This is a genomic window from Streptomyces acidicola, from assembly GCF_009377235.1.
In the GTDB taxonomy this organism is placed as follows: domain Bacteria; phylum Actinomycetota; class Actinomycetes; order Streptomycetales; family Streptomycetaceae; genus Streptomyces; species Streptomyces acidicola.
Genome location: NZ_VMNX01000152.1, coordinates 1 through 22,640 on the forward strand (window position 1 = coordinate 1; position 22,640 = coordinate 22,640).

The window sequence follows — 22,640 nt, forward strand, 5'->3', positions numbered from 1 at the left end:
GCACCACCCGCACCGCCCGCGCACCCCTACTGCACCGCACCGCATCACCCGCACCGGCAGCCATGCCCGCACCCGTCCGTGCACCGGCAGCCGTGCCCGCACCCCGACGCGCCCGGCAGCCGCGTACGCACCGCAGGGGGTGTGCCGGGAGGTGTCCGCCCGCAGCGGCCGGCGTCCGCCACCGAGCACATACGACACCCCACAGACCCGCCGGACCGAGGACGGAGACCTCCCGGCGCGCACCCGACCCACGACGAAACCGCAGGCGCCCGAGCCACGACGGCGGGAAAGCCGCGCGGCAGCCGGTACCGGCTACTGGGCCGTGCGTTGGCAGGGGAGGCCCGGGAGGGCGACCTGGATGCGGCAGCCTCGTTGGGACTCGGCCACGCCGATGCGGCCGCCGTGGAGGTCGACGGCCCAGCGGGCGATGGCGAGGCCCAGGCCGGTGCCGCCGTCGCTGCCGGGGCCGTGGGGGGAGCTGACGGCGCCCCGGTTGAAGCGTTCGAAGACGCGGTGCCGTTCGGATTCGGGGATGCCGGGCCCCTCGTCCAGCACCTCCAGGTCCAGGGACTCGGGCGTGCTGCCGCGCCGCGCCTTCACCGTCACGCGGCCGTGCGGCGGGCTGTGCTTGACCGCGTTGTCGATCAGGTTGGCCACGACCTGGTGGATGCGCTCCGGGTCGGCGTGGGCCGTGAGCTCCGGAGGATGCACGTCCAGATGCAGATGGACGTCCTTGCGTGTGTGCTTACCGGAGTCCGAGGCGATGCCGCCGCGCGCGGAGGCGACCATGTTGGCCTCCTTGAGGACACCCGACAGGTACGGCCACACCTCGAAGCGGCGCGTACGGAGGGGGACGACACCGTTGTCCAGACGGGAGAGGTCCAGCAGGGTCTCCACCAGGCGGCCGAGGCGTTCCGTCTGCCTCAGGGCCGTGCGCATCGTTTCGGTGTCGGCGGCAGAGACGCCGTCCACCACGTTCTCCAGGACCGCGCGCAGGCCCGCGATGGGCGTGCGCAACTCGTGCGAGACGTTCGCCACGAGCTCCCTGCGCTGGCGGTCCTGGGCCTCCAGCTCGTCGGCCATGAGGTTGATCGTGTGGGCCAGGTCGCCCAGCTCGTCCCGCCGGCTGTCGTTCACCCGGCGCGTGTAGTCGCCGAGCGAGATGTGCCGGGCCACCGCGTTCATCTCGTCCAGCGGCGAGGTGAGGGAATGCGCCACGAACTGCGTGATGAGAAGCGTGGCGATCATCGAGAACACCGTGATGAACCGGAGCTCGGTCTTGGTGTGCACCGCGATCATCGACAGACCCGTGGTGATCAGGACCGAAACGACGACGAGCGTCCCCAGTTTCGTCTTGACCGAGAACGGGCGAACCCTGCCCCAGGGCTCCTCATCCTTGCGTGACTCACCGAGACCGCTCATAACGCCACCAGCCCCCTACACACGACCATCGGCTCACCGGATGATCACCGAATCCCGGGATCACCGGAATCACCGGCTCAGGGTGTCGGGGTCTCCAACGCGTACCCCACACCGTGCACGGTGCGGATGCGCTCCGCCCCGATCTTCCGCCGCAGCGCCTTGATGTGGCTGTCCACGGTCCGCGTCCCGGACGCGTCCGCCCAGTCCCACACCTCGGCGAGCAGCTGCTCGCGCGAGAGTACGGCACGCGGGGTGTTCGCGAGGCACACCAGCAGGTCGAACTCGGTCGGCGTGAGGTGCACGTCCTCGCTGCGCACCCGCACCCGCCGCTGCGCGTGGTCGATCTCCAGCTCGCCGAGGCGCAGGATGCCCGAGCGCGGCGTCGAGGCGGCCAGCGCGGCGCGCTCCACCCGGCGCAGCAGGACGTGCACGCGCGCGGCCAGCTCCCGCATGGAGAAGGGCTTCGTCATGTAGTCGTCGGCGCCCACGCCGAGCCCGACCAGCATGTCCGTCTCGTCGTCCCGCGCGGTGAGCATCAGCACCGGAACCGGCCGCTGCGCCTGCACCCGCCGGCACACTTCCAGGCCGTCGAAGCCCGGCAGCATGATGTCGAGGATCAGCAGGTCGGGCTGCCAGGCCTCGGCGGTGTCGACGGCGGCCGGACCGTCGCCCGCGGTCTGCACGAGGAACCCTTCGGCACGCAGGCGGGTCGCGATGGCGTCGACGATCGTCGGGTCGTCCTCGACCACCAGCACCCGGCGCTGCGCGCCCGGCGTCGCCGCCGTGCCGTTGTGGGAGGTGTGTGTCTGCTCCATCGCCCGCCCCTGTGTTGCTTTCCGGAATCCGTGGGGTGATCCCTTGACTGCGCATGACTGCGGTTGCCGCATGAATGATCGGCGCCAGAGGAGCAGCGTACGGGCAGTTACCGTGCCGCGGCTATCCAGGGCGGATCCCGAGGTGTACGACGTCCGGAACGCCTCGGGCAACCGGGATCTCTTCGGTACGCACCTGTCGGAAACCGGCATTCGCCAAGGTTTCCTCGAATTCCGCAGACGGCTGGGCCGACCACACCGCGAGTACCCCGCCCGGCCTCAACACCCTTGCACAGCTTGCGAGTCCGGGTGGTGAATACAGGCTGTCGTTGTCCTCGGTGACAGTCCAGTCGGGTCCGTTGTCGATGTCCAGGCACAGCGCGTCGTACGTGTCGGAGATCTCATTGACGAATTCGACGAGATCGGCTTCCGCGATCCGCGTACGGGGGTCCGTGAGCGCATCGGAGGACAGTTCGGCGAGCGGTCCGCGCCGGTGCCACTCGATGATGGCCGGCTCGCGTTCCACCACGGTGATGCGCCCCCACCGCGGGTTCGCCGCCGCGTGTGCGAGCGAGAACCCGACGCCCAGGCCGCCGATCAGCACGCTCGGCTCCGGCCGTTCGTCCAGGGCGTCGAGGGCCGCGTCGACGAGCAGCCGCTCCGAGCGCCCGTCGGACGTGTCCATCAGGAAGCACCCGTTCGCGATGATCTGGAGCAGCTCCCCGTGGCGTCGCAACACGACCTCGCCGTACGGACCCTCGCGGCGGTCGATGACTTCCGGGATGTCGTACGAGGTGCTCATGGGCCCATCCTGGCAGTTCTCCGGGGACGGTCCCGAGCGAATTTCCGCGCCGGACCGTTCACGGCGGAAGCGGACCCGCGGGGCCGCGTACCCACGTGGCTGCGTGGCGGCGGTCATAGACAGCGCCGCCCGATATGTCCAAAGTGGAGGGAACGGAAGGAGCGCCTCACCTTGGACACGACGGTGGATCGGACCGCGACGGCGGCTGCGCCTACAGGCGAGCCGGCGGCGACCGGCGCGCGTGCCGGGACGAGTGGCGGGGCGAGTGGCGAGGCTCTCCAGGACGGGATCCCGCAGCAGCGGGGAGCGACGACGGAGCCGACCCGACGGCAGAGCACCACAGTCACCTGGCGGCCCTGGCGGCCCTGGCGGCCCTGGCGGCCCTGGCGGCCCTGGCAGCCCTGGCAGTACTCGCAGCCTTGGCAGCCCTGGCGGGCCTGGCACCCCTGGCGGCTGCTCCCCACCCCCACGGGAACCCCTTTCACGTTCTCGTACGTGGCCGTCCTGCTCGTCACCTCGTTGATCGCCGATCACGCCGACCCGTCCCTCGTCCACGCCCTCCACCAGGGCTCCAGCACGGACGTGGCACACCTCGTGCAGAACCCGGTGCCGGCGCTGGTCGCGAGTGCGCTCTGGGTCGTGGGCGGTGTCATGTCGCCGTACGGGATCGGTTTCCTGCTGGCGCTGACCGCGCTGGAACGCCGTGTCGGCGGCATGCGCACGGCAGGTGTGTTCCTGCTGGGCCATGTGCTCGCCACCCTGGGCACCGAGATCCCGGTCGGCCTCTCCGTCCTGGCCGGACACCTCCCCGAGAGCTCGCTCCATCGCCTCGACTACGGCATCAGCTTCGGCGTGGCGGCGAGCGTGGGCGCGCTGGCGGGGCTGCTGCCGCCGTGGTTCCGGTGGACGGTTCTGCTGACGTTCGGCGGGGTGCTCGTCGCCGAACTGATCGAGTTCACGGACCCGCTGACGAACTGGGGCCATCTGCTGGCGCTCATGATCGGAGTCGCGGCGTGGCCGCTGGTACGGCGCCCGGTGCGGCGGCGGCCGGACACCGCCGTATAACGCCGGACGCCCCGGACGCCCCGGACCTCCGGACCTCCGGACGAACCCCGGGCGCGCCGGACCCCCGCGGGTCTTCGAAGCCGGGGGGGCTGATCACATTCACTCGCCCCACTCACCCTTCCGTCCCACCCTTCCGCCTCACCCTCCCAGGTCAGCCACCTGATCGCTCACAGCGAACGTTGCTCGGGGAACATTTGCAGGCTCATATGCATTGAGTCGGCATAGCTCAACTTGACTGCCTAGGGAGAGATCATGACGTCGACGTCCACACCGCTCACCCTGCCCGTGCTGCCGCTCGACGACGAGGTCGTGCTGCCGGGGATGGTGGTGCCGCTGGATCTGAACGACGCCGATGTGCGGGCCGCGGTGGAGGCCGCTCAGGCTGCCGCGCGCTCGGAGCCGGGGAAGCCGAGAGTGCTGCTCGTGCCGCGCATCGACGGGACGTACGCCCGTACGGGTGTGCTCGGGACCGTCGAGCAGGTGGGACGGCTGGCCGACGGAGACCCGGGGGCGCTCATCCGCGGGCGCGGGCGCGTGAAGATCGGCGCCGGGACCACCGGTCCGGGTGCCGCGCTGTGGGTCGAGGGGACCCGGGTGGACGAGACCGTGCCCGAGCCACTGCCCGGGCAGGTCGCCGAACTCGTGAAGGAGTACAAGGCCCTCGCCACCAGCTGGCTGAGGAAGCGCGGTGCCTGGCAGGTCGTGGACCGGGTGCAGCAGATCGACGACGTCTCCGCGCTCGCCGACAACTCCGGCTACTCGCCCTTCCTCTCCACCGATCAGAAGGTGGAGCTGCTGGAGACGGCCGACCCCGTCGTCCGGCTGAAGCTCGCCACCGAGCAGCTGCGTGAGCACCTCGCCGAGCAGGACGTCGCCGAGTCCATCGCCAAGGACGTGCAGGAAGGCGTCGACAAGCAGCAGCGCGAGTTCCTGCTGCGGCGCCAGCTCGAAGCCGTCCGCAAGGAACTGCGCGAGCTGAACGGCGAGAAGGACGGCGAGGAGTCCGACGACTACCGTGCGCGCGTCGAGGCCGCCGACCTCCCCGAGAAGGTGCGGGAGGCCGCGCTCAAGGAGGTCGACAAGCTGGAGCGGTCCAGTGACCAGTCGCCGGAAGGGTCCTGGATCCGGACCTGGCTGGACACCGTGCTGGAGCTGCCCTGGAACGAGCGAACTGATGACAGCGCTTCCGCGTACGACATCCGGGGCGCCAGGGCCGTGCTGGACGCCGAGCACTCCGGGCTCGACGACGTGAAGGAGCGCATCACCGAGTACCTCGCGGTGCGCAAGCGGCGCTCCGACCGGGGACTGGGTGTCGTCGGCGGACGGCGCGGCGGTGCCGTGCTCGCACTCGTCGGCCCGCCAGGTGTCGGCAAGACCAGCCTCGGCGAATCCGTGGCGCACGCCATGGGGCGGAAGTTCGTGCGCGTCGCGCTCGGCGGTGTGCGGGACGAGGCCGAGATCCGCGGCCACCGGCGGACGTACGTCGGCGCCCTGCCCGGCCGCATCGTCCGTGCCATCAAGGAAGCCGGGTCCATGAACCCGGTCGTGCTGCTCGACGAGATCGACAAGGTCGGCTCCGACTTCCGGGGCGACCCCGCCGCCGCCCTCCTCGAAGTCCTCGACCCGGCCCAGAACCACACCTTCCGGGACCACTACCTGGAGGTGGAGCTGGACCTGTCGGACGTCGTCTTCCTGGCCACCGCGAACGTGCTGGAGGCCATCCCGGAGGCGCTGCTCGACCGTATGGAGCTGGTCCGGCTCGACGGGTACACCGAGGACGAGAAGGTCGTCATCGCCCGGGACCACCTGCTGCCGCGGCAGTTGGAGCGGGCCGGGCTGGCAGGCGACGAAGTCACCCTGGACGAGGGCGCGTTGCGCAGGCTCGCCGGTGAGTACACGCGCGAGGCCGGCGTACGGAACCTGGAGCGGTCCATCGCCCGGTTGCTGCGCAAGGTCGCGGCCCAGCACGAACTCGGGGAACGGGAGCTGCCGTTCACGGTCACCGAGGAGGACCTGCGCGGGCTGATCGGGCGGCCGCACCACGTGCCCGAGTCGGCCCAGGACCCGGCGGAGCGGCGCACGGCCGTGCCCGGGGTCGCGACCGGTCTCGCGGTGACCGGCGCGGGCGGTGACGTGCTGTACGTGGAGGCGTCGCTGGCCGACCCGGAGACGGGCGCGGCCGGACTGACCCTCACCGGTCAGCTCGGGGACGTCATGAAGGAGTCCGCGCAGATCGCACTCAGCTTCCTCCGCTCGCACGGCGCCGAACTGGAGCTGCCCGTGGGCGACCTCAAGGACCGGGGTGTGCACATCCACTTCCCGGCGGGGGCCGTGCCCAAGGACGGTCCGAGCGCGGGCGTCACGATGACGACGGCGCTTGCCTCGCTGCTGTCCGGCCGGCTGGTCCGTACGGATGTGGCGATGACCGGCGAGGTCTCGCTGACGGGCCGGGTCCTGCCCATCGGCGGCGTGAAGCAGAAGCTGCTCGCCGCGCACCGGGCCGGGGTCACCACGGTGATCATCCCGAAGCGCAACGAGCCCGACCTGGACGACGTGCCCTCCGAGGTCCTGGACAAGCTCGACGTCCACGCCGTCACGGACGTCCGTCAGGTCCTCGAACTGGCCCTCTCCCCGGCGGAGGTGAAGCTCCCGGCCGCAGCCTGACCCGGACCGGTCCCGACGGTCCCGGTCGCACGGAGCGGCTCCGGCCGGTTCCGGTCGCGCTGTGAGGGACGCGACCGGTGAAGGAGGCCCGGGTTCCCGGAAGGGGCCCGGGCCTCCCGCGTGTCCCGGACGCCGGCACCGCCGGGGGAGACACCGGTCCCGGAAGCCGAGTGGCATGGATCTGTCATTCCGGACCTGGTAAGGAGGCCAGGGGCCAGGGGCCAGGGGCCAGCGGGAGGCCACGCACCCTCAGGGAAGAGGAGTCGGACGCCGTCGTTGATCCACCCCTGCGAAATACTGAAGGAGCTGCGGCAATGGCGGCCTTTGGTGGAAACCTTCAAGCTACACGGAACGGGATCAGGAGCGCTGACGTGCACGAGGGCGGAAACGGTGAGGGGCATCGGGTCGAATCCGGCGTGCCCCAGGCAGGCATGGACCACGCCTTCCTGGAGCTGGAGCGCGAACTGACCGTCTTCCTGCGGCGCGCCCGCGCCAAGTCCGGCGAGATGGCCCGCGCGGTCCACCCGGATCTGGAGTCCGCCGCGTACGGGCTGCTGGCCCGTCTGGACGAGACGGGCCCGCTGCGTGCCACGGACCTCGCCGCCTACATCGGCGTCGGCAAGGCCACGATGTCCCGCCAGCTCCGTGCCCTGGAACACCTCGGTCTCGTGGCCCGCGAACCCGACCCCGCGGACGGCCGCGCCTGGCTCGTCCACCTCACGGACGAGGGCAGGTCCCGGTTCCGCCAGGTACGCGACGCGCGGCGGGAGCGGTACGTACGGCAGATGACCGGCTGGGACCGCGAGGAGGTCGCCGAACTCGCCCGTCTGCTCCATCACCTGAACCAGACCAGCGAGAACTGACGCCCGTCGCTCCCCGCGGCTGGCCCCCTCCGGTGCCCCCGTCGGGGGACCGGTCACAACTCGGCGTACACCACCGTCGCGTCGTCGTGCCGTTTGCTCCGCCCCAGGTATGTCCGCTCGGTGTCGGCCGCCTCCAGGGTCCGTACCCGCTGCACCAGCGCCGCCGCTCCCTCCTTCCGTACGACGGAGAGCAGGTCGGTCCAGTCGCCCTCGTGGAACTTCTCCACCCAGCGGGTGGCGCCGTCCGTCAGGGCGGCCAGGCTGTGGACCGAGGAGCGGGGGAGCGTCCCGGTCACGGCGCGGGACGCGACCGACGGATCGGCCGCGGCGGTGAAGAAGCCGCCCTCCCTGTTCCGCAGCGTGGCGTCGGTGAGCGCGGCCGAGGTGAGAGTGGCGCGCGGAACGCGGGACAGACGGTCGTCGAGGACCGGCGTCACCGTGCCGTCCGGGGCCGTGAGCAGGAGCGCCGAGTCCGACAGCACCAGGTACTCGACGGTCTCGGCGGACCAGCGGGCGAGGACCACTGTGGCCTGCGGGGTGCGCGGGTGAGAAAGGTCACAGGTTTGATCGTGGGACGCGGCGGTACGAGAGATGGCCTGTGCGAGAACTTCGGACAACGCCCAATGCCGTTCTGAAACGGACAGTTCGGTCAGGGTGCCGCCGAGGCGGGAGGAGAACCAGGCGACCGAATGTCGACAGCCGTATTCACCGCGCGGCGGCGTCACGCCGTCCAGGACGACCAGCGAACCGCCCTGCCCCGAAGCGGGAAGCGCGACCGCGGCGAAGTCCTCGTTGGGGCGGGCCGGGTCACCGGGCTTCGAGACGAGTTCCGTACGCATTCGGCCAGTCTGCACGAGCCCTCCACGAGGGCCACGAAAGGCTGGCATTGGTTGCCGGACTCCCTTGACGCGGCAGGTCAGGCGCCGGTTTTGGCGTGGAATGATCGGGTCCGGTGGAGCGTGGTGGCGAATACTGTCAAAGGCCGCCGTCTACGTCCAATGGGCCCGCCGTGCAGGTGCCTCGCGTACGCCAGTGGAACTTGCCCGCCAACTCCCGTCCGGGGTTCACTCCTTCGGGTGGTGGGTCTGATGATGCGGGATCACCGTCCACCGGCACTGGGAGGGTCGGGAGCCGTACCGGGAAGACGCACAGGTTGACGGAACGTCACCCGGGCCCATAGGGGAATAACGAGTCAGGAATGCGAGCACCGGTGCAGAAGAAGCGGCCTCGGCGCACAGGCAAGCAGACGGCCTCCAAGGCCGCTCCGAACCCGGGCGGGCAGACAGGGGACGAGCCCGCGGTCGGCACCGGACGCCGGGCGCACGTCCGCAACCGGCTCATCGGCGCCGTCGCCGTGGTCGCCGCCGCCATCGCCGGCGCCGGCACACCCTCGATTCTCGCCGCGTCCGGTCAGCTGAACGACGCGCAGAACCTGGTGACGCTCGCCGAGCAGACCCAGCACGCGCTCACCCTCGCCCACGCCCTGGCCGACGAGCGGGACGAGGTCACCGCGTACGTCGCCGCCGGGCGCCCCGAGTCGCGGGCCCCGAGCGAGGAGCGCAGCGCCCGCGTCGACCGGCGGGTCGATGAACTCAAGGCAGATCCGCCCGCGGGGCTCGGCGGGGACCTGAACGAGATCGCCTCCGTCCGGCGAGCGGCGCTCACCGGCAAGAGCACCGCTCTCGAAGCCCACGAGGCCTACTCCGCGACCATCGCCGACCTGCACGCCCTCGCCGAGGAGCTGGCCGAGAAGCTGCCGCCCCGCGCGGGCGGCGGCTCCCACGCGCTGGCCGAGCTCGACACCGCCGTCCAGCAGTCCGCCGCCGCCCGCGGACTGCTGCTCGCCGCACTGAGCGTGCCGAGGTCCACGCAGACGATCACCGACCCGGTGACCGGCCTGCCGACCACGCCCCCCGGCTCGGCCGCGGACAAGAAGCAGCGCGACGAGCTCACCGCCGCCGCCCAGCTGGCCCGCGTCCGCTCCGACGCGGCCCTCGCCGACTTCCGCGAAACGGCACCCGCGAGCGCCCGCACCTCCTACGACTCCACGGTCACCGGCCCCGAGGTCACCTCCGCCGACGGCCACCTCAACCGGCTCACCGACCAGCCCACGCTGACCGACTCCGAGCTGAGCACCAGCACCACGAAGCTGAACGCGGCGCTGTCCGCCCGCGTCGAGCTGATGCGCGGCGTCGAGGCGTCCCTCAACGACCAGCGCACCAAGGACCTCGCCCAGCTCCGCGACGACGACGTCACCGCGCTGGAGATCCGTATCGCGGTCCTCGGCGCCCTCATCCTCGTCGCCATCGGTATCGCCACGGCCATGGCCCGCACCCTCACCCGCCCGCTGGCCGTGCTCCGCATCGGCTCGGCCCGCGTCGCCGCCGACCCGGCGGCCGAGGAGCCGGTCAAGTTCACCGGCCGCAACGACGAGTTCGCCCAGGTCGTCCGCTCCGTCAACGCGCTCCACGCGCACGCCCTCGCGCTCCACGAGCGGCTCTCACCGCTGGAGGGCGACCGCAAGCACCTCATCGGCCAGCGCCAGACGATGGCCGACGAACGCGACCGGCTGCGAACCGAACTCGCCGACGCCACCGCCCACCTGGAGCAGGTCCGGCACAGCATCCACGGCACCTTCGTCAACCTCGCGCTGCGCACCCTCGGCCTCGTCGAGCGGCAGCTCGCCGTCATCGAGGGCATGGAGGAGCGCGAGCAGGACCCCGACCGGCTCGCCACGCTCTTCAAGCTCGACCACTTCGCGACCGTCATGCGCCGCCACAGCGAGAACCTCCTCGTCCTCGCCGGCGCCGAACACGGCCAGCAGCACGCGAGCCCGGTCCCGCTCGTCGACGTCGTCCGGGCCGCCGTCAGCGAGATCGAGCGCTACGACCGCGTCCGCATCGCCGCTCTGCCGCCGCACGAGCACATCGCCGGGTTCGCCGCCGACGACGTCAGCCATCTGATCGCCGAACTCCTGGAGAACGCCACCTCGGCCACCCCTCCGGAGCTGTCCGTCGAGATCTCCGCCTGGCTGCTGGAGAGCGGCGAGGTCATGCTCTCCGTGCAGGACGACGGCCTCGGCATCACCGCCGACCGGCTGGAGCGGCTCAACACCCGCCTCAAGAAGTTCGACCCGGAAGAGCCGTACGACCAGGAGGACGGCGACGGGCTCGGGCTCGGCCTGTACGTGGTGGCCCGCCTCGCGCACCGGCACGGCATCCGCGTCCGGCTGCGCGAGCAGAAAGAGGGCGGCATCGCGGCCGTCGTGGTCGTCCCGAAGCCGGTGCTGGCCACCCCGTCCACGTCCGCCGCCACGCCGGAGCCGACGGCAGGTGCCACCTCCCTGCCCGGCGCCGACGCCGAGGCCAACTCCAATGTCCTGCCCGGCCGTTCGGCCGTCGTCGTCCACGAGCCGGACGGCGACGGCGACCCGCTGATCGAAGCGGCCGAGCGCGTACTGAGGGACCGCGAGACCGCCGAGGACACCGGCCGGGACGAGCCCGTACAGGACGAGCCCGCACGGGGCGACGACGCCGTACGGGCGGACGAACCCGCCGAGGCCGAACCGGCGCCCGAGACGGTCTCCGAGACCACGATGGAGCTGTTCGCTCCGATACCGCCGGCGGACCCGGACCCGGACCCGGACCCCGCGCCCACCACCGACCCGTACGCCATCGGGCCCGATGCGCACGAGCGCGCCGCGGACGAGGGAGGAGCGGCGCACCCGGAGGAGGACCCCCACGCCTCCGCCACCGCGCAGAGCGAGGCCCCCAGGCTCACCGACAAGGGCCTTCCCAAGCGCACGCCCAGGATCACCGCGCCCACGGCGGCCCCCAGGTCCCGCGTCGGGGGCGTGAACGCCGAAGAACTGCGCCGCCGGCTGGGAGGGTTCCACCAGGGGGCCAAGGACGGCCACCGCGACGTCGCGGCGGAGATCGCCGAGAAGACCGAGAAGACCGGGGAGACCAAGGCGCCCACGGGGCGACGGCACGACGAGCACGACGCAGTGGACACATCGGGGGGCACATCCGAGGAGGCAAGCAGTTGACCGGCCCCAGTAAGTTCGGACTGAGCAACGAAGCCCGCAACCTGCACTGGCTGCTCACCAACCTCGTCGAGGAGGTGCCGGGCCTGCTGTCGGTCGCGGTGGTCTCCTCCGACGGCCTGCTCCTGCTCTCCTCCGACCCCGGGAGGAACGCCGAGGCGCGGGAGGCGGACACCGCTGGATCCGCCGGCCCCCGGGGATCCTCCGCCGACCTGGCCACCATCATCTCCGGCATCGGCAGCCTCACCATCGGCGCCGCGAAGCTGATGGACTGCGGCAGGGTCAAACAGACGATGGTCACGATGGCCGAGGGCAGCCTCTTCGTCATGTCGATCAGCGACGGCTCGCTGCTCGGCGTGCACGGCTCCCCGGACTGCGACATGAGCGTGGTCGCGTACCACATGGCACTCTTCGTCGGCCGCGCCGGACACGTCCTGACCCCCGAACTCCGCAGTGAACTACGAAAGTCACTGGAGACGGAGACGGCCGGGAGCGCGCGGTGAGCGATTCGAAGGCGTCCATGCCTGAACAGGGTGCCTCCGCCGGGCGGGACATGCCCGAGCCGAGCACCCGGACGAAGCTTCCGGTCCGCGGCGGGGACCGCAAACCCGCCCGGGTCCGGCCGTACTCCCTCACCGGCGGCCGCACCCGCTTCGGCCATGTCCTGCTCGTCGAGACGTTCGTCGTGAGCAGTCCCGCCGCTCTCGAAGCCCCCGATGAGCGACCGGAATTGACGAATGGTTCACTCAGCACCAAGCTGATGCCCGAGCTGCGGGCCATCGTCGAGCTCTGCCGCCGCATGCGAACGGTGGCGGAGATCGCCGCGCTGCTGAGAATGCCGCTCGGTGTGGTCCGTGTCCTCCTCAGTGATCTCGCGGACCAGGGAAAGATCCGTGTGTACGGAACAGGGCATGGACCGGGTCAGCCGGACCGCGCCCTGCTGGAAAGGGTGCTGAGTGGACTCCGTCGCCTCTGACGCCTCCTCCCCGGGCGTCACCCCCGCTGCCGCGCCCGTCGGCGGCACCGACGCCCTGGTCGGCGTCACCCGAGACCCCGCCGGGCGGGGTGTCACGCACAATCCTGTCTCCCCTCGTGGCTCCCGGGGGCTCGTCCCGGCCGTCGAGCCCGAGGAAGAGCTGAAACCCTGGCAGAAGGACGTCACCCGCGCCCCCATCGCGACGAAGATCGTGATCGCGGGGGGATTCGGCGTCGGCAAGACCACGCTCGTGGGCGCCGTCTCGGAGATCACGCCCCTCCAGACGGAGGCGATGATGACCGAGGCCAGCGTGGGCACCGACGACCTGACGTCCACCCCGGAGAAGACCACCACCACGGTGGCCATGGACTACGGCCGCATCACGCTCGACGACGACCTGGTGCTCTACCTGTTCGGCACGCCTGGCCAGCAGCGGTTCTGGTTCATGTGGGACGACCTGGTGCGCGGCGCGATCGGCGCGGTCGTCCTCGCCGACACCCGCCGTCTGACCGACTGCTTCGCCGCCCTCGACTACTTCGAGAGCCACGGTCTGCCGTACGTCGTCGCGGTCAACCACTTCGAGGGCAGCGATCGGTTCGAACCCGAGGACGTGCGTGAGGCCCTCACCGTCCCCGCACACGTACCTGTCATGATCATGGACGCGCGGCACCGGATCACGGTGATCGACACCCTGCTGGCGCTGTGCGCCCACGCGATATCCGTTCTGCCCGACTAGCACGACCAGGAGAGACAGCCCCCGCATGCGGAAGATACTCGTCGTCGGAGCCGGCCAGTCCGGACTCCAGCTCGCCCTCGGGCTCCAGTCCCACGGGTACGAGGTCACCCTGATGTCCAACCGGACGGCGGACGAGATCCGCACCGGGCGGGTCATGTCGACACAGTGCATGTTCCACACGGCACTGCAGCACGAGCGCGATCTCAAACTGAACTTCTGGGAGTCCCAGGCACCGAAGATCGAAGGGCTCGGCGTCTCCGTCGCCGGACCGGAGTCGGAGCGCGTGATCGACTGGGTGGGCAGGCTCGACGGGTACGCCCAGTCCGTGGACCAGCGGGTGAAGATGGCCGGCTGGATGGACACCTTCGCGCAGCGCGGCGGCCAGCTGGTCATCCACGGCGCCGCGGTCTCCGACCTCGACTACTTCTCACGCCTCTACGACCTCGTCCTCGTCTCGGCCGGCAAGGGCGAGCTGGTGTCGATGTTCGGCCGCGACGCCTCCCGCTCGACCTTCACCGAGCCGCAGCGTGCCCTCGCCGTCGCGTACGTCCACGGTCTGGCCCCGCGCCCCGAGCACCCGGACTACCACGCGGTCCGCTGCAATCTCGTCCCCGGCGTCGGCGAACTCTTCGTCATGCCGACCCTCACCACCTCCGGCCCCGCCGACATCCTGTTCTGGGAGGGCATACCCGGCGGCCCGCTCGACGCCTTCGAGGGCGTCAAGGACCCGGCGAAGCACCTCTCCCTGACCCTGGATCTCATGGAGCGGTTCACGCCCTGGGAGCACGCACGGACCGCCGAGGTCGAACTGACCGACGCGGGCGGCACGCTGAGCGGCCGCTACACCCCCACCGTGCGCAACCCCGTCGCCCACCTCCCCGGCGGCGGCCTGGTCCTGGGCGTGGCCGACGTGGTCGTCGCGAACGACCCGATCACGGGCCAGGGCTCCAACTCGGCGTCGAAGTGCGCGGCCGCCTACCTGGACGCGATCCTGGAGCACGGTGAGAAGGAGTTCGACGAGACCTGGATGCGGTCGGCCTTCGACCGCTACTGGGCCACGGGCCGGCACGTCACCAAGTGGACGAACGCCATGCTCGGCGTGCCGCCGGAGCACGTCCTCAACCTGATCGGCGCCGCGGGCGCCCTGCCCCCGGTGGCGAACCGTTTCGCCAATGGCTTCGACGACCCGGCCGACTTCGAGCACTTCTTCTACGATCCGGCGAAGACCGAGGCCTATCTCGCCTCCGTCACCGGCGCCACCGTCGACGCGTAACCCTCGGCGGACCCGTCCGACGCCCCGTCGGGGAGCTCCGGCGGCGTGTACCGCGCCAGGGGCTCCCCGAGGGGGTCGGGCCGCACGGCCCCCAGCACCGGGTTCGCCGCGATGGGCGACACCTTGACCCGCGACCCGGGCCGCGGTGCCTGCACGACCAGGCCGTTCCCCACGTAGAGGGCGACGTGCGTGGCCTCCGGGAAGTACACGACGAGATCCCCGGGCCGCAGCCGCTCCATGGGTACCCGTTCGAGCTCGGCCCACTGCTCCTGACTGGTCCGGGGGATCGGCAGCCCCGCGTGCGCCCAGGCCTGAGAGGTGAGCCCCGAGCAGTCGTACGACTCGGGCCCCTCGGCTCCCCACTCGTACGGTTTGCCGATCTGCTCGACGGCGTACCGCAGCGCCCGCTCACCCTCCTCGGTCGGCGGCCGTACGCTGCTCAGCGCCCCCGAGGCCACGAACTCCTTCTGCGCTCCGGCCTCCTTCTCCCGCTCCAACGCGCTGATATCGCCGAGCTGTTGGGCCGTGAGGGAGGCAAGCAGTTCCTCGACCTCCTTCAGGCGTCCCTGGACGTCGTCCCGCTCCTTCTTCCGGCGCTCGGCGAGCGAGAGCTGCTCGTCGAGGGCTCCCCGTGCCTTCCGCGCCAGGGCGTCGGCCTGCAATTCGTTCCCCGCCAGCCGCTCCACCGTCTCCGCCCGCTCCAGCGCCACCTGCCGGATCACATGGCTCTGGTCCAGGGCGCGCTGCGGATCGCGGGCCAGCAGCAGCCGTACGTAGGGGGAGATGTCCGTACGGCTCTGGTACTCCTGCCGCGCGAGCCGGCCGACGGCACCGCGGCTGTCGTTCAGGGACAGCCGGGCCCGCGCCAGCCGCCACTCGATCCGCTCGGCCACGGTCCGCAGCTTCCTCAGCTTCTCCTCGGTGGCGTTGTAGGCCTCGGTGGCCTTCTCGGCCTCGCGGTACAGGCGCTGGAGATCCGTGAGCAGTTCGGCGACGGAGCGCTCATTGGCGGCGGGCGGCCCCACCGGCTCGGGTGCGGCGAGTGCCGGAGCGGGCCCGAGGGCCGCGCCGGCCGCGACCGCCGCCGTACAGACCAGGCGCAGCAGCCTTCCTGACACGTCATCACCTCCGCTGCGGGGGTGGACCCTCCACCCGCGCACCGGCAGGTTGAGACGAGTGCGGCGGGGCCGCATCCCGGGAGGTCGGATCGGCCCAACGAGGTCACCCGTCCGTGGTCCCGCCCTTCCCGCCCGGCGCGGCGTCTGGCTTCGGGGCGGGCTTGGACCATGGCCACCGGGGCCCGCCCGCACGGCCCTCGGGGTCGAACTCGTACTGCCACTTGTGGCCGAGGGCGAACCGTCCGCCGTGCGGCCTCGGCACACGCCGGTAGACCAGCACGGTCGGGGGTCCGCCGGCGGCGTCCGGTACCGGGACCCGGTACGTCTTGGGCGGATGTCCGGTGATGCCCAGCAGCACGGGCAGGACACGCCCGTCCAGGGGGCCGCCCACGAAGGGGGTGTCTTCGCTCTTCACGGCACCAGTGTCACCACAGATGCCGTCACCACAGATGTCCGGCGTCGCCGACCACGGGCAGCACCCGCTGTACGAGCCCGCCGACGGCCCCGTCGGCACGCTCCGCCGTGAGCGCGGCACGCACCACGTCGGCCGTCTGCGGATCGCGCCCCGCGGTGGTCACGAGACACGCCACGAACTGCTCGACGAGCCAGTCCCGCAGCTCGTCCACCGGCGGTTCCTTGCCCTCGTCCAGCCAGATCAGCGACGCGGCCTCGACGGACCCGATCCACATCCGCACGGTCATACGGAGCCGGGCGCCGGGTTCCGTGACCCGCAGGTGGCCGAGGACGTGTTCGGCGGCGGCCCGCCGTACGCCGTCCACGATGGCGGTGGTCCGGGAGGTCTCCACGACGCTGCCGCCCCGCAACAGTGCGCTGAACCCGGCGTCGTGCTCGTCGACGAAGGCGAGGTAGCGGTCGAGCGCGTGCGACAGCCGCTGGGTGAGCGGGCCCTCTGCAGGCTCGTCGAAGCACTGCTCCAGCTCCTCGGCGGCGGAACGCAGGGCGGCCTCGTACAACTGCTGTTTGCCGCCGGGGAAGTAGCGGTAGACCAGTGGCCGTGACACGCCGGCCGCCTCCGCCACGTCGTCGAGGGAGACCTCCTCGGGTGCCCGGTGGGCGAACAGTTCGAGGGCCGCCTTCAGCAACTGGCTGCGCCGCTGCTCGACGCTGAGGCGCCGGTAGGCGGGGGTGGGGGCCTGGGGGGTCATGACCTCGCAGCGTAATGGTGCGGCCGGTCCGCCGCGTCCGCCGGGCTCCTGCCGGGCCTGCCGGGCTTCTGTCGGCGGATGTTTTTACGCCAGCAGCCCTGACGACTTCCACAGCCGGCGCCCCACTCCCCGCAGCACCCCGATGTCGTCCAGGAAGTCCGTCAGCCGCTTCGCTCCGGTCTGCATGACCTCCCGGCGGTGGGCACTGACCCTCACCTGGGCCACGGCCTCGCCTCGGTCCAGGCCTGTGTTCGTGTAGACCTCGGGGTTGACGAAGGCAACCGAGAAGATCCGGGCGAACTCGCCCGACGTGACGCGGGTGAACTCCTGGGACCAGCGCGGGGCCGTCAGCATCTGGCGGCGGAGTTCCTCACGGGCGTACCGGACGTGGCGGGCCTCCTCCACCACGTGGATGCGGGTCACGCCGCGGATGAGGGGCTGGACGCGTTCGTCGGGGAACGTCAGGCGCTGCATCCAGTCCAGCACCTCCTCACCCAGCAGCGTCGCGGTGAAGGAGCCCGGAGTCGTGGAGATCGTTTTGAAGAGGCGGCCCATGTTCCGGTGGACCCGGCTCACCGGGTACCAGGGTGTGCCGCCCCGCGCGATCAGGCGCGCGAACATCTTCGAGTGCCGGCACTCGTCCTCGATCTCGGTCAGCGCGTAGCGGACGTGCGCGCTCGTCGCCGCTTTGTCGTAGATGTGCCGCACGAGCAGCTGCATCAGGATGATCTCGAACCAGATCCCGAGCGAGGCGAGCGCCGCCGCCTCGTGCTGCGACAGCAGGATCCGCTGCTCCTCGCCCATCCGCCGCCACATCGGCGTGCCGTACAGCGACACCAGCTCCGGAGGCCAGAACCACTTGCCGTCCTCGAAGGGGGCGTCCCAGTCGAGTTCCTCGTCCGGGTCGAAGGAGTGTTTGGCGGAGGAGGCGAGGAGCCGCTCGGCCACCTGCTCCCGGTCCTTGAGCAGGCCGAGCGCGTCACGCAGCACCTCGGCCTCGGTCACCGTCGTCATCGTCGCTGTCCCCCACCTAGGGCCGCTGGCGGTCACCGGTTATGAGACCGCTTGTCAGCAAGCTCGTCAATGCTTGGGACACCACTTGTTGACAAGCCGTCCAACTGGACTGGGTGTCCCAGGCCTTCGGTCACCTGTGGCCCCGCCCCGCCCACTTCCCCGGCCGCTCTGTGGCCGCCGTCTTCAGTACGGCCTCCATCACCGCGCGGGCGATGGGGGCCGCGTCGCCGCCACCGCTGATGTCGCTGCGGTCGGCGTTCGCGTCCTCGACGACGACGGCGACCGCGACGGCCGGGTCGATCGCGTCGTCCGCGCGGGCCCAGGAGATGAACCAGGCGTACGGAGTGCCGGAGTTGCCGATACCGTGCTGGGCGGTTCCGGTCTTTCCGCCGACCGTCGCGCCGGGAATCGCGGCGTTCGCGCCGGTGCCCTCCTTCACCACGCCGGTCATCAGCTCGCGCAGCTCCGCGGCCGTCGCCGGGTTCATCGCCAGACGCCGCGTCTGCGGGCCCCTCGCCTTGAGCGTGGCCCCAATGCTCGTGGTCGTGCGCTCCACCAGATGGGGCGCCATGACCGAGCCGCCGTTCGCGACGGCCGCCGTGACCATGGCCATCTGCAGCGGGGTGGCCCGCGTGTTGTACTGCCCGATGGAGGAGAGCGCGAGCTGGGCCGAGTCCATCGTGGTGTCGAAGCTGCTCGGCGCGACCGCGAACGGGATCCGCAGCCTGCGGTCGTTGAAGCCGAAGTTCCGTGCCGTGGTCGTCATCCGGCTCAGCCCCACGTCCGCGCCCAGCTTGGCGAAGACCGTGTTGCACGACCACTCGAAGGCACGGCGCAGGGACGCGTCCTCGCAGCCCTCGGCCTCGTTCGACAGCGAGGTCCGCGTGCCGGGCAGGGTGAACGGGTCCGGGGACCCCGTCGGCGCGTCCAGGTCCGTGATCACTCCCGAGTCCAGCGCCGCCGCGGCCGTCACCACCTTGAACGTCGAACCCGGCGGATAGGTCTGCCGGATTGCCCGGTTGAGCATCGGCTTGGCCGGGTCCCCGTTCAGCCGCGCCCACGCCTGAGCCACGGCCGGGCCGTTCCCGGACAGCTCTCCCGGGTCGTACGACGGTGTGGACACCAGCGCCAGGACGCGTCCGGTGGCCGGTTCGAGCGCCGCGACCGCGCCCCTGCGGTTCTTCAGCCCGTCGAAGGCGGCCCGCTGGGCAGCCGGGTCGATGGTCGTGACGACCCGGCCGCCCGGGGTGCGGGACCGCGTCACGTCGTTCCAGACCGGCAGCAGGGAGAGCATCGGATCGGTGCCCGCCAGCACGCCGTCCTCCGCGTCCTCCAGGAGACTCGACCCGTACAACTGCGAGGCGAAACCGGTGACGTGTGCGTACAGCGGACCGTCGCGATACGTCCGCTCGTGGCGGAGCTGCTCGCCGGTGTCGCGGGAGCCGGTGACCGCGCGGTCACCGACGACGATGTCCCCGCGCGGCTTGCTCCAGCGGGCGATCGCCGTCCGGCGGTTGGCGGGGTTGTCGTCGTACGTTCCGGCCTGGAAGACCTGGACGCGGGCGGCGTTCACCAGGAGGGCGAGGAAGAGGAACGCGGAGAGAAAGGCGGCCCGGCGGATGTACTTCGCCATGAGCGGACCTCCCGTGCGCCTGGGACCTGTGCCGCTCACGGCGCCCCTCTCCCGTCGTACTGACTGCGGGCCGAGTCGCTGATCCGGATCAGCAGCGCCACGATGAGCCAGTTGGTGACGACCGAGGAGCCGCCCTGCGCGAGGAACGGCATCGCCATACCGGTCAGCGGGATCAGCCCGGTCACCCCGCCCGCGATGACGAACACCTGTAGCGCGACGATCGAGGCGAGGCCGATCGCCAGGAGCCTGCCGAAGGGGTCCCGCAGGGCGAGGCCCGCCCGGTAGCCGCGCTCCACCAGCAACGCGTACAGCAGGAAGATCGCCGACAGACCCGCGAGGCCGAGCTCCTCGCCCGCCGTCGCCAGGATGAAGTCCGACTTGGCCGCGAAGCCGATCAGGATCGAGTGGCCGAGACCGAGGCCGGTGCCGAGCACACCGCCCGCGGCGAACGAGAAGAGGGCCTGGGCGAGCTGGTTGGGCCCCAGGCCCGCCTCGATCGACGCGAAGGGGTGCAGCCAGTCCTCGACCCTGCTGTGCACATGCGGCTCCAGTCGGCCCACCGCGACGGCGCCCACGACCGCCAGCAGCAGCCCCACCGCGATCCAGCCGGTGCGGCCGGTGGCGACGTACAGCAGGATCACGAACAGCCCGAAGAACAGCAGCGACGTCCCCAGGTCCCGCTCCAGGACCAGGACGCCCACACTGAGCAGCCAGACGGCGACGACCGGGCCGAGGATCCGCCCGGTGGGCAACTGGAGCCGGTGGAACCGCCAGACACGGCGGCCGCTGTACGCGAGCGCGTTCCTGTTCGCCGCCAGATAGCTGGCGAAGAAGACGGCCAGCAGCACCTTCGCGAACTCGCCCGGCTGGATGGAGAATCCGAAGACCCTGATCCAGATGCGGGCGCCGTTCACCGCGGGGAAGAGGATCGGCAGTGCCAGCAGGCCCAGCGCACCGGCGACGGACACGTACGCGTAGCGCTGGAGCACCCGGTGGTCCCGCAACCGCACCACGGCCGCGATGAACAGCGCGACACCCAGCGTGGACCAGTTGAGCTGCGCGGGGGCCGCCTGGTCGTGCGGGGTCTCCAGGTCGAGACGGTAGATCAGCACCAGGCCCAGGCCGTTGAGCAGGACGGCGATCGGCAGCAGCAGCGGATCGGCGTACGGCGCCCGGAACCGTACCGCGCAGTGCGCGAGCAGGGCGAGTACGCCGAGCCCGGCTCCGTAACGGGCGGCGCCGGGCGGGACGGTGCCGCTGTGCGCGAGACCGACAGCGCAGTAGCCGTACACGGAGAGCAGGACGGCGACGACGATGAGGGCGAGTTCCACGCCACGGCGCCGGGGCAGGCGTAGCGCCGGAGGGGACGGGTCCGCCGCCACGGTCGTTCCGGCCTTGGTCATGTCCGGAACGTAGCAAGCGAGATGGCTGATGTCCCGTTATGTCGTGACAGTCAGGCCATAATTGTGCACTTGGCGACCGACCTGTCGGGCGTCATGAGCAGGCGAGATCACGCGGAAGATCACGCGGGACCCCGAGCTCACGCTACTCGGCGTCCTCCTCCGCCAGCTCCTCCAGGAGGCGTGCCGTGGCCAGGCCGGTGCGCAGGTAGTCCACGAACAGTTCGTTGTGCAGGGCCCACGGTGAGCGGCGGGAGCGGATGAGGCGAATCGCGTCGTCGGGGGAGTGCCCCTCCCGGATCAGGGACTGGGCCACGACGAGCCCGGAGCGGTTGTACCCGTGGTAACAGCGCACGAGCACGCTGCGCCCCTCCCGCAGCGCCTCGGACGCGGTCCGCGCGAGCCGCATCACGCCCGCGAGCTGGGTCCCGTCCAGCGGCCCGTCCGGGATGGGCCACACATGGTGCTCGACGCCGTCGTCCGGCCCGTGTCCCGGGAGCCTCAGCAGGGTCAGGACAAGATCGAACTCGTCGTGCACGACGGCGAACTCCCGCTCGCCTGAACGTCCGGCGAACTCGTGACCGCCCATCCACAGGCCGGGCACGATCTCGCTCCACGGGCGGTCCGGGGCCGGGACATCGGGTTGCATCCTGCTGGTCCGCAACGGCACCTCCCCCAACTCATCCCAAAGGTAACCGGGTGCTTGCCCCTGGAGCACCCCGCCTGTTCCCATGGTCGGGGGTGATGCCGCATGAGCGGACTGCGGGTCGTACCGAGCCGGCGGCACGGACAGGACCGGCTCTACGTCTGCCTCACGGACGGGCGGAACATCGCCTGGTACGACAGGGAGACGGGCCGGGTCAACCTGATCGGTGAGGACCGGCGGGAGGACGTGCTGCACGTGCTCGGCCCCTTCCTGACCGGCCCGGTCACGGTGGGCCCGCCCCCGGTGCCGACCCCCGCGGAGCTCGCCCGGCTCACCCTGCCGCCGGACGACGACCTGGCCCCGAACCGCCCGGGTGAGGCGCTCCTGATCGCTCTCGACCGCGATCCGGGCCCGTCCCGGCGCCTGCGCCCGGACCCGCGTCGCCGGGCCCTGACCGCGGAGCAGACGGTCGGCGAGGCCCTGGACCTCCTGGAGGGCGCGGGCTGGCGCACCCTGCACTCGATCCCGCTGCCGGGCGGCGACCGTATCCATCACCTGGTGATCGGGCCGGGAGGTCTGTTCTGCGTCCGCGCCCTGTACGCCCGTAAACAGCGCGTGCTGGTCGCCGACCCCATGGTCACGGTCGGCCGCCGCGAGCCCGGCCCGCTGCTCCGGCAGGTCCGCGCGGACGCGGCCCGTGCCTCGTACGCGCTCACAGCGGAGGTGTACCCCGTACTGGCCCCCGTCGGTCCGTCCGACGTCGACGTGATCGCATCCCTGCGAGAGGCCCGCGTCCTGCGGGACACGGACCTCTCGGAGCTCGCCCACTCGGGCGGAATCCTCAAACCGGCGGACGTGGAGGCGCTCCACGCGATGGCGCGGGACCGGCATACGTGGTCGAGGGTGTGAGCCGGCCGATCCAGCCCCTCCGGCGTTTGAGGAGCGGGTTCCGGGGGCCGGCCCCCGAAGCAGGGGTCCGGGGGGCGGAGCCCCTGGGGATGGGAC

Annotated in this window: 21 protein-coding genes; 9 read left to right on the forward strand and 12 right to left on the reverse strand. The window is 71.4% G+C overall.

Annotated elements, in window-relative coordinates; translation table 11 throughout:
• The 4 genes from FPZ41_RS48790 to FPZ41_RS30925 form a co-directional block, all read right to left on the reverse strand.
• Positions 1 to 198, reverse strand: a 198-nt coding sequence (locus FPZ41_RS48790) for a hypothetical protein (RefSeq protein WP_228023089.1), incomplete at its 3' end; no start/stop codon positions are given.
• A 114-nt stretch (positions 199 to 312) separates the two neighbouring features.
• The gene (locus FPZ41_RS30915) at positions 313 to 1,422 is read right to left on the reverse strand and encodes a HAMP domain-containing sensor histidine kinase (protein ID WP_152866933.1); all 1,110 of its coding nucleotides are present in this window, start codon (positions 1,420 to 1,422) and stop codon (positions 313 to 315) included.
• Between the two features lie 77 nt (positions 1,423 to 1,499).
• The gene (locus tag FPZ41_RS30920; protein ID WP_131563095.1) at positions 1,500 to 2,237 is read right to left on the reverse strand and encodes a response regulator transcription factor; all 738 of its coding nucleotides are present in this window, start codon (positions 2,235 to 2,237) and stop codon (positions 1,500 to 1,502) included.
• Positions 2,238 to 2,358: 121 nt separating this feature from the next.
• On the reverse strand, positions 2,359 to 3,036 hold the full coding sequence (locus tag FPZ41_RS30925; RefSeq protein ID WP_152866934.1) for a spermine/spermidine synthase domain-containing protein: 678 nt from the start codon (positions 3,034 to 3,036) through the stop codon (positions 2,359 to 2,361).
• A gap of 171 nt (positions 3,037 to 3,207) precedes the next feature.
• Here FPZ41_RS30925 and FPZ41_RS30930 point away from each other — a divergent pair, with 171 nt between their 5' ends.
• From FPZ41_RS30930 to FPZ41_RS30940, 3 genes are all read left to right on the forward strand, one after another.
• Positions 3,208 to 4,101: a rhomboid-like protein gene (locus tag FPZ41_RS30930; RefSeq protein WP_228023090.1), complete on the forward strand. Its 894-nt coding sequence runs from the start codon at positions 3,208 to 3,210 to the stop codon at positions 4,099 to 4,101.
• 252 nt (positions 4,102 to 4,353) lie between these two features.
• Positions 4,354 to 6,765, forward strand: a complete 2,412-nt coding sequence (gene lon / locus FPZ41_RS30935; protein WP_152866935.1) for an endopeptidase La — start codon at positions 4,354 to 4,356, stop codon at positions 6,763 to 6,765.
• A 371-nt stretch (positions 6,766 to 7,136) separates the two neighbouring features.
• A complete protein-coding gene (locus FPZ41_RS30940) occupies positions 7,137 to 7,628 on the forward strand; it encodes a MarR family winged helix-turn-helix transcriptional regulator (RefSeq protein WP_322620938.1) in 492 nt (163 codons plus the stop codon).
• A gap of 53 nt (positions 7,629 to 7,681) precedes the next feature.
• Here FPZ41_RS30940 and FPZ41_RS30945 read toward each other — a convergent pair whose 3' ends face one another.
• Positions 7,682 to 8,467, reverse strand: a complete 786-nt coding sequence (locus tag FPZ41_RS30945; RefSeq protein ID WP_152866937.1) for a protein phosphatase 2C domain-containing protein — start codon at positions 8,465 to 8,467, stop codon at positions 7,682 to 7,684.
• A gap of 359 nt (positions 8,468 to 8,826) precedes the next feature.
• Here FPZ41_RS30945 and FPZ41_RS30950 point away from each other — a divergent pair, with 359 nt between their 5' ends.
• The 5 genes from FPZ41_RS30950 to FPZ41_RS30970 all read left to right on the forward strand — a co-directional run bounded on the left by FPZ41_RS30950 (position 8,827) and on the right by FPZ41_RS30970 (position 14,658).
• Positions 8,827 to 11,676: a sensor histidine kinase gene (locus tag FPZ41_RS30950; RefSeq protein ID WP_152866938.1), complete on the forward strand. Its 2,850-nt coding sequence runs from the start codon at positions 8,827 to 8,829 to the stop codon at positions 11,674 to 11,676.
• Complete coding sequence (locus FPZ41_RS30955; RefSeq protein WP_152866939.1) at positions 11,673 to 12,176, forward strand: roadblock/LC7 domain-containing protein; 504 nt, start codon at positions 11,673 to 11,675, stop codon at positions 12,174 to 12,176. The genes FPZ41_RS30950 and FPZ41_RS30955 overlap by 4 nt, the downstream gene beginning before the upstream one ends.
• 17 nt (positions 12,177 to 12,193) lie before the next feature.
• Positions 12,194 to 12,649 carry a DUF742 domain-containing protein gene (locus FPZ41_RS30960; protein ID WP_403209006.1) on the forward strand — a complete coding sequence of 152 codons (456 nt, stop codon included), beginning with the start codon at positions 12,194 to 12,196 and terminating at the stop codon, positions 12,647 to 12,649.
• A gap of 160 nt (positions 12,650 to 12,809) precedes the next feature.
• The gene (locus FPZ41_RS30965; RefSeq protein ID WP_228023091.1) at positions 12,810 to 13,385 is read left to right on the forward strand and encodes a GTP-binding protein; all 576 of its coding nucleotides are present in this window, start codon (positions 12,810 to 12,812) and stop codon (positions 13,383 to 13,385) included.
• 25 nt (positions 13,386 to 13,410) lie between these two features.
• Entirely contained in the window at positions 13,411 to 14,658 is a 1,248-nt protein-coding gene (locus tag FPZ41_RS30970) for a styrene monooxygenase/indole monooxygenase family protein (protein ID WP_152866940.1), read from the forward strand.
• On the opposite strand, the gene FPZ41_RS30975 is transcribed toward FPZ41_RS30970, so the two are convergent.
• From FPZ41_RS30975 to FPZ41_RS31005, 7 genes are all read right to left on the reverse strand, one after another.
• Positions 14,619 to 15,776 (reverse strand): C40 family peptidase, encoded by a 1,158-nt coding sequence (locus tag FPZ41_RS30975; RefSeq protein ID WP_322620939.1) that lies wholly within the window; start codon positions 15,774 to 15,776, stop codon positions 14,619 to 14,621. The genes FPZ41_RS30970 and FPZ41_RS30975 overlap by 40 nt on opposite strands.
• A 103-nt stretch (positions 15,777 to 15,879) precedes the next feature.
• Positions 15,880 to 16,191, reverse strand: coding sequence for a hypothetical protein (locus FPZ41_RS30980; protein ID WP_322620940.1), 312 nt, complete (start codon positions 16,189 to 16,191; stop codon positions 15,880 to 15,882).
• A gap of 25 nt (positions 16,192 to 16,216) precedes the next feature.
• Positions 16,217 to 16,942, reverse strand: coding sequence for a TetR/AcrR family transcriptional regulator (locus tag FPZ41_RS30985; RefSeq protein WP_152866942.1), 726 nt, complete (start codon positions 16,940 to 16,942; stop codon positions 16,217 to 16,219).
• Positions 16,943 to 17,026: 84 nt separating this feature from the next.
• Positions 17,027 to 17,956, reverse strand: a complete 930-nt coding sequence (locus tag FPZ41_RS30990) for an AurF N-oxygenase family protein (RefSeq protein ID WP_152866943.1) — start codon at positions 17,954 to 17,956, stop codon at positions 17,027 to 17,029.
• Between the two features lie 130 nt (positions 17,957 to 18,086).
• Positions 18,087 to 19,589, reverse strand: coding sequence for a peptidoglycan D,D-transpeptidase FtsI family protein (locus FPZ41_RS30995; protein ID WP_152866944.1), 1,503 nt, complete (start codon positions 19,587 to 19,589; stop codon positions 18,087 to 18,089).
• 35 nt (positions 19,590 to 19,624) lie between these two features.
• The gene (locus FPZ41_RS31000) at positions 19,625 to 20,992 is read right to left on the reverse strand and encodes an FtsW/RodA/SpoVE family cell cycle protein (protein WP_152866945.1); all 1,368 of its coding nucleotides are present in this window, start codon (positions 20,990 to 20,992) and stop codon (positions 19,625 to 19,627) included.
• 142 nt (positions 20,993 to 21,134) lie between these two features.
• Positions 21,135 to 21,653 carry a protein-tyrosine phosphatase family protein gene (locus tag FPZ41_RS31005; protein ID WP_152866946.1) on the reverse strand — a complete coding sequence of 173 codons (519 nt, stop codon included), beginning with the start codon at positions 21,651 to 21,653 and terminating at the stop codon, positions 21,135 to 21,137.
• A gap of 87 nt (positions 21,654 to 21,740) precedes the next feature.
• Between FPZ41_RS31005 and FPZ41_RS31010 the strand changes: the two genes are divergently transcribed.
• Positions 21,741 to 22,544: a nuclease-related domain-containing protein gene (locus FPZ41_RS31010; RefSeq protein WP_152866947.1), complete on the forward strand. Its 804-nt coding sequence runs from the start codon at positions 21,741 to 21,743 to the stop codon at positions 22,542 to 22,544.
• Positions 22,545 to 22,640 lie beyond the last annotated feature (96 nt).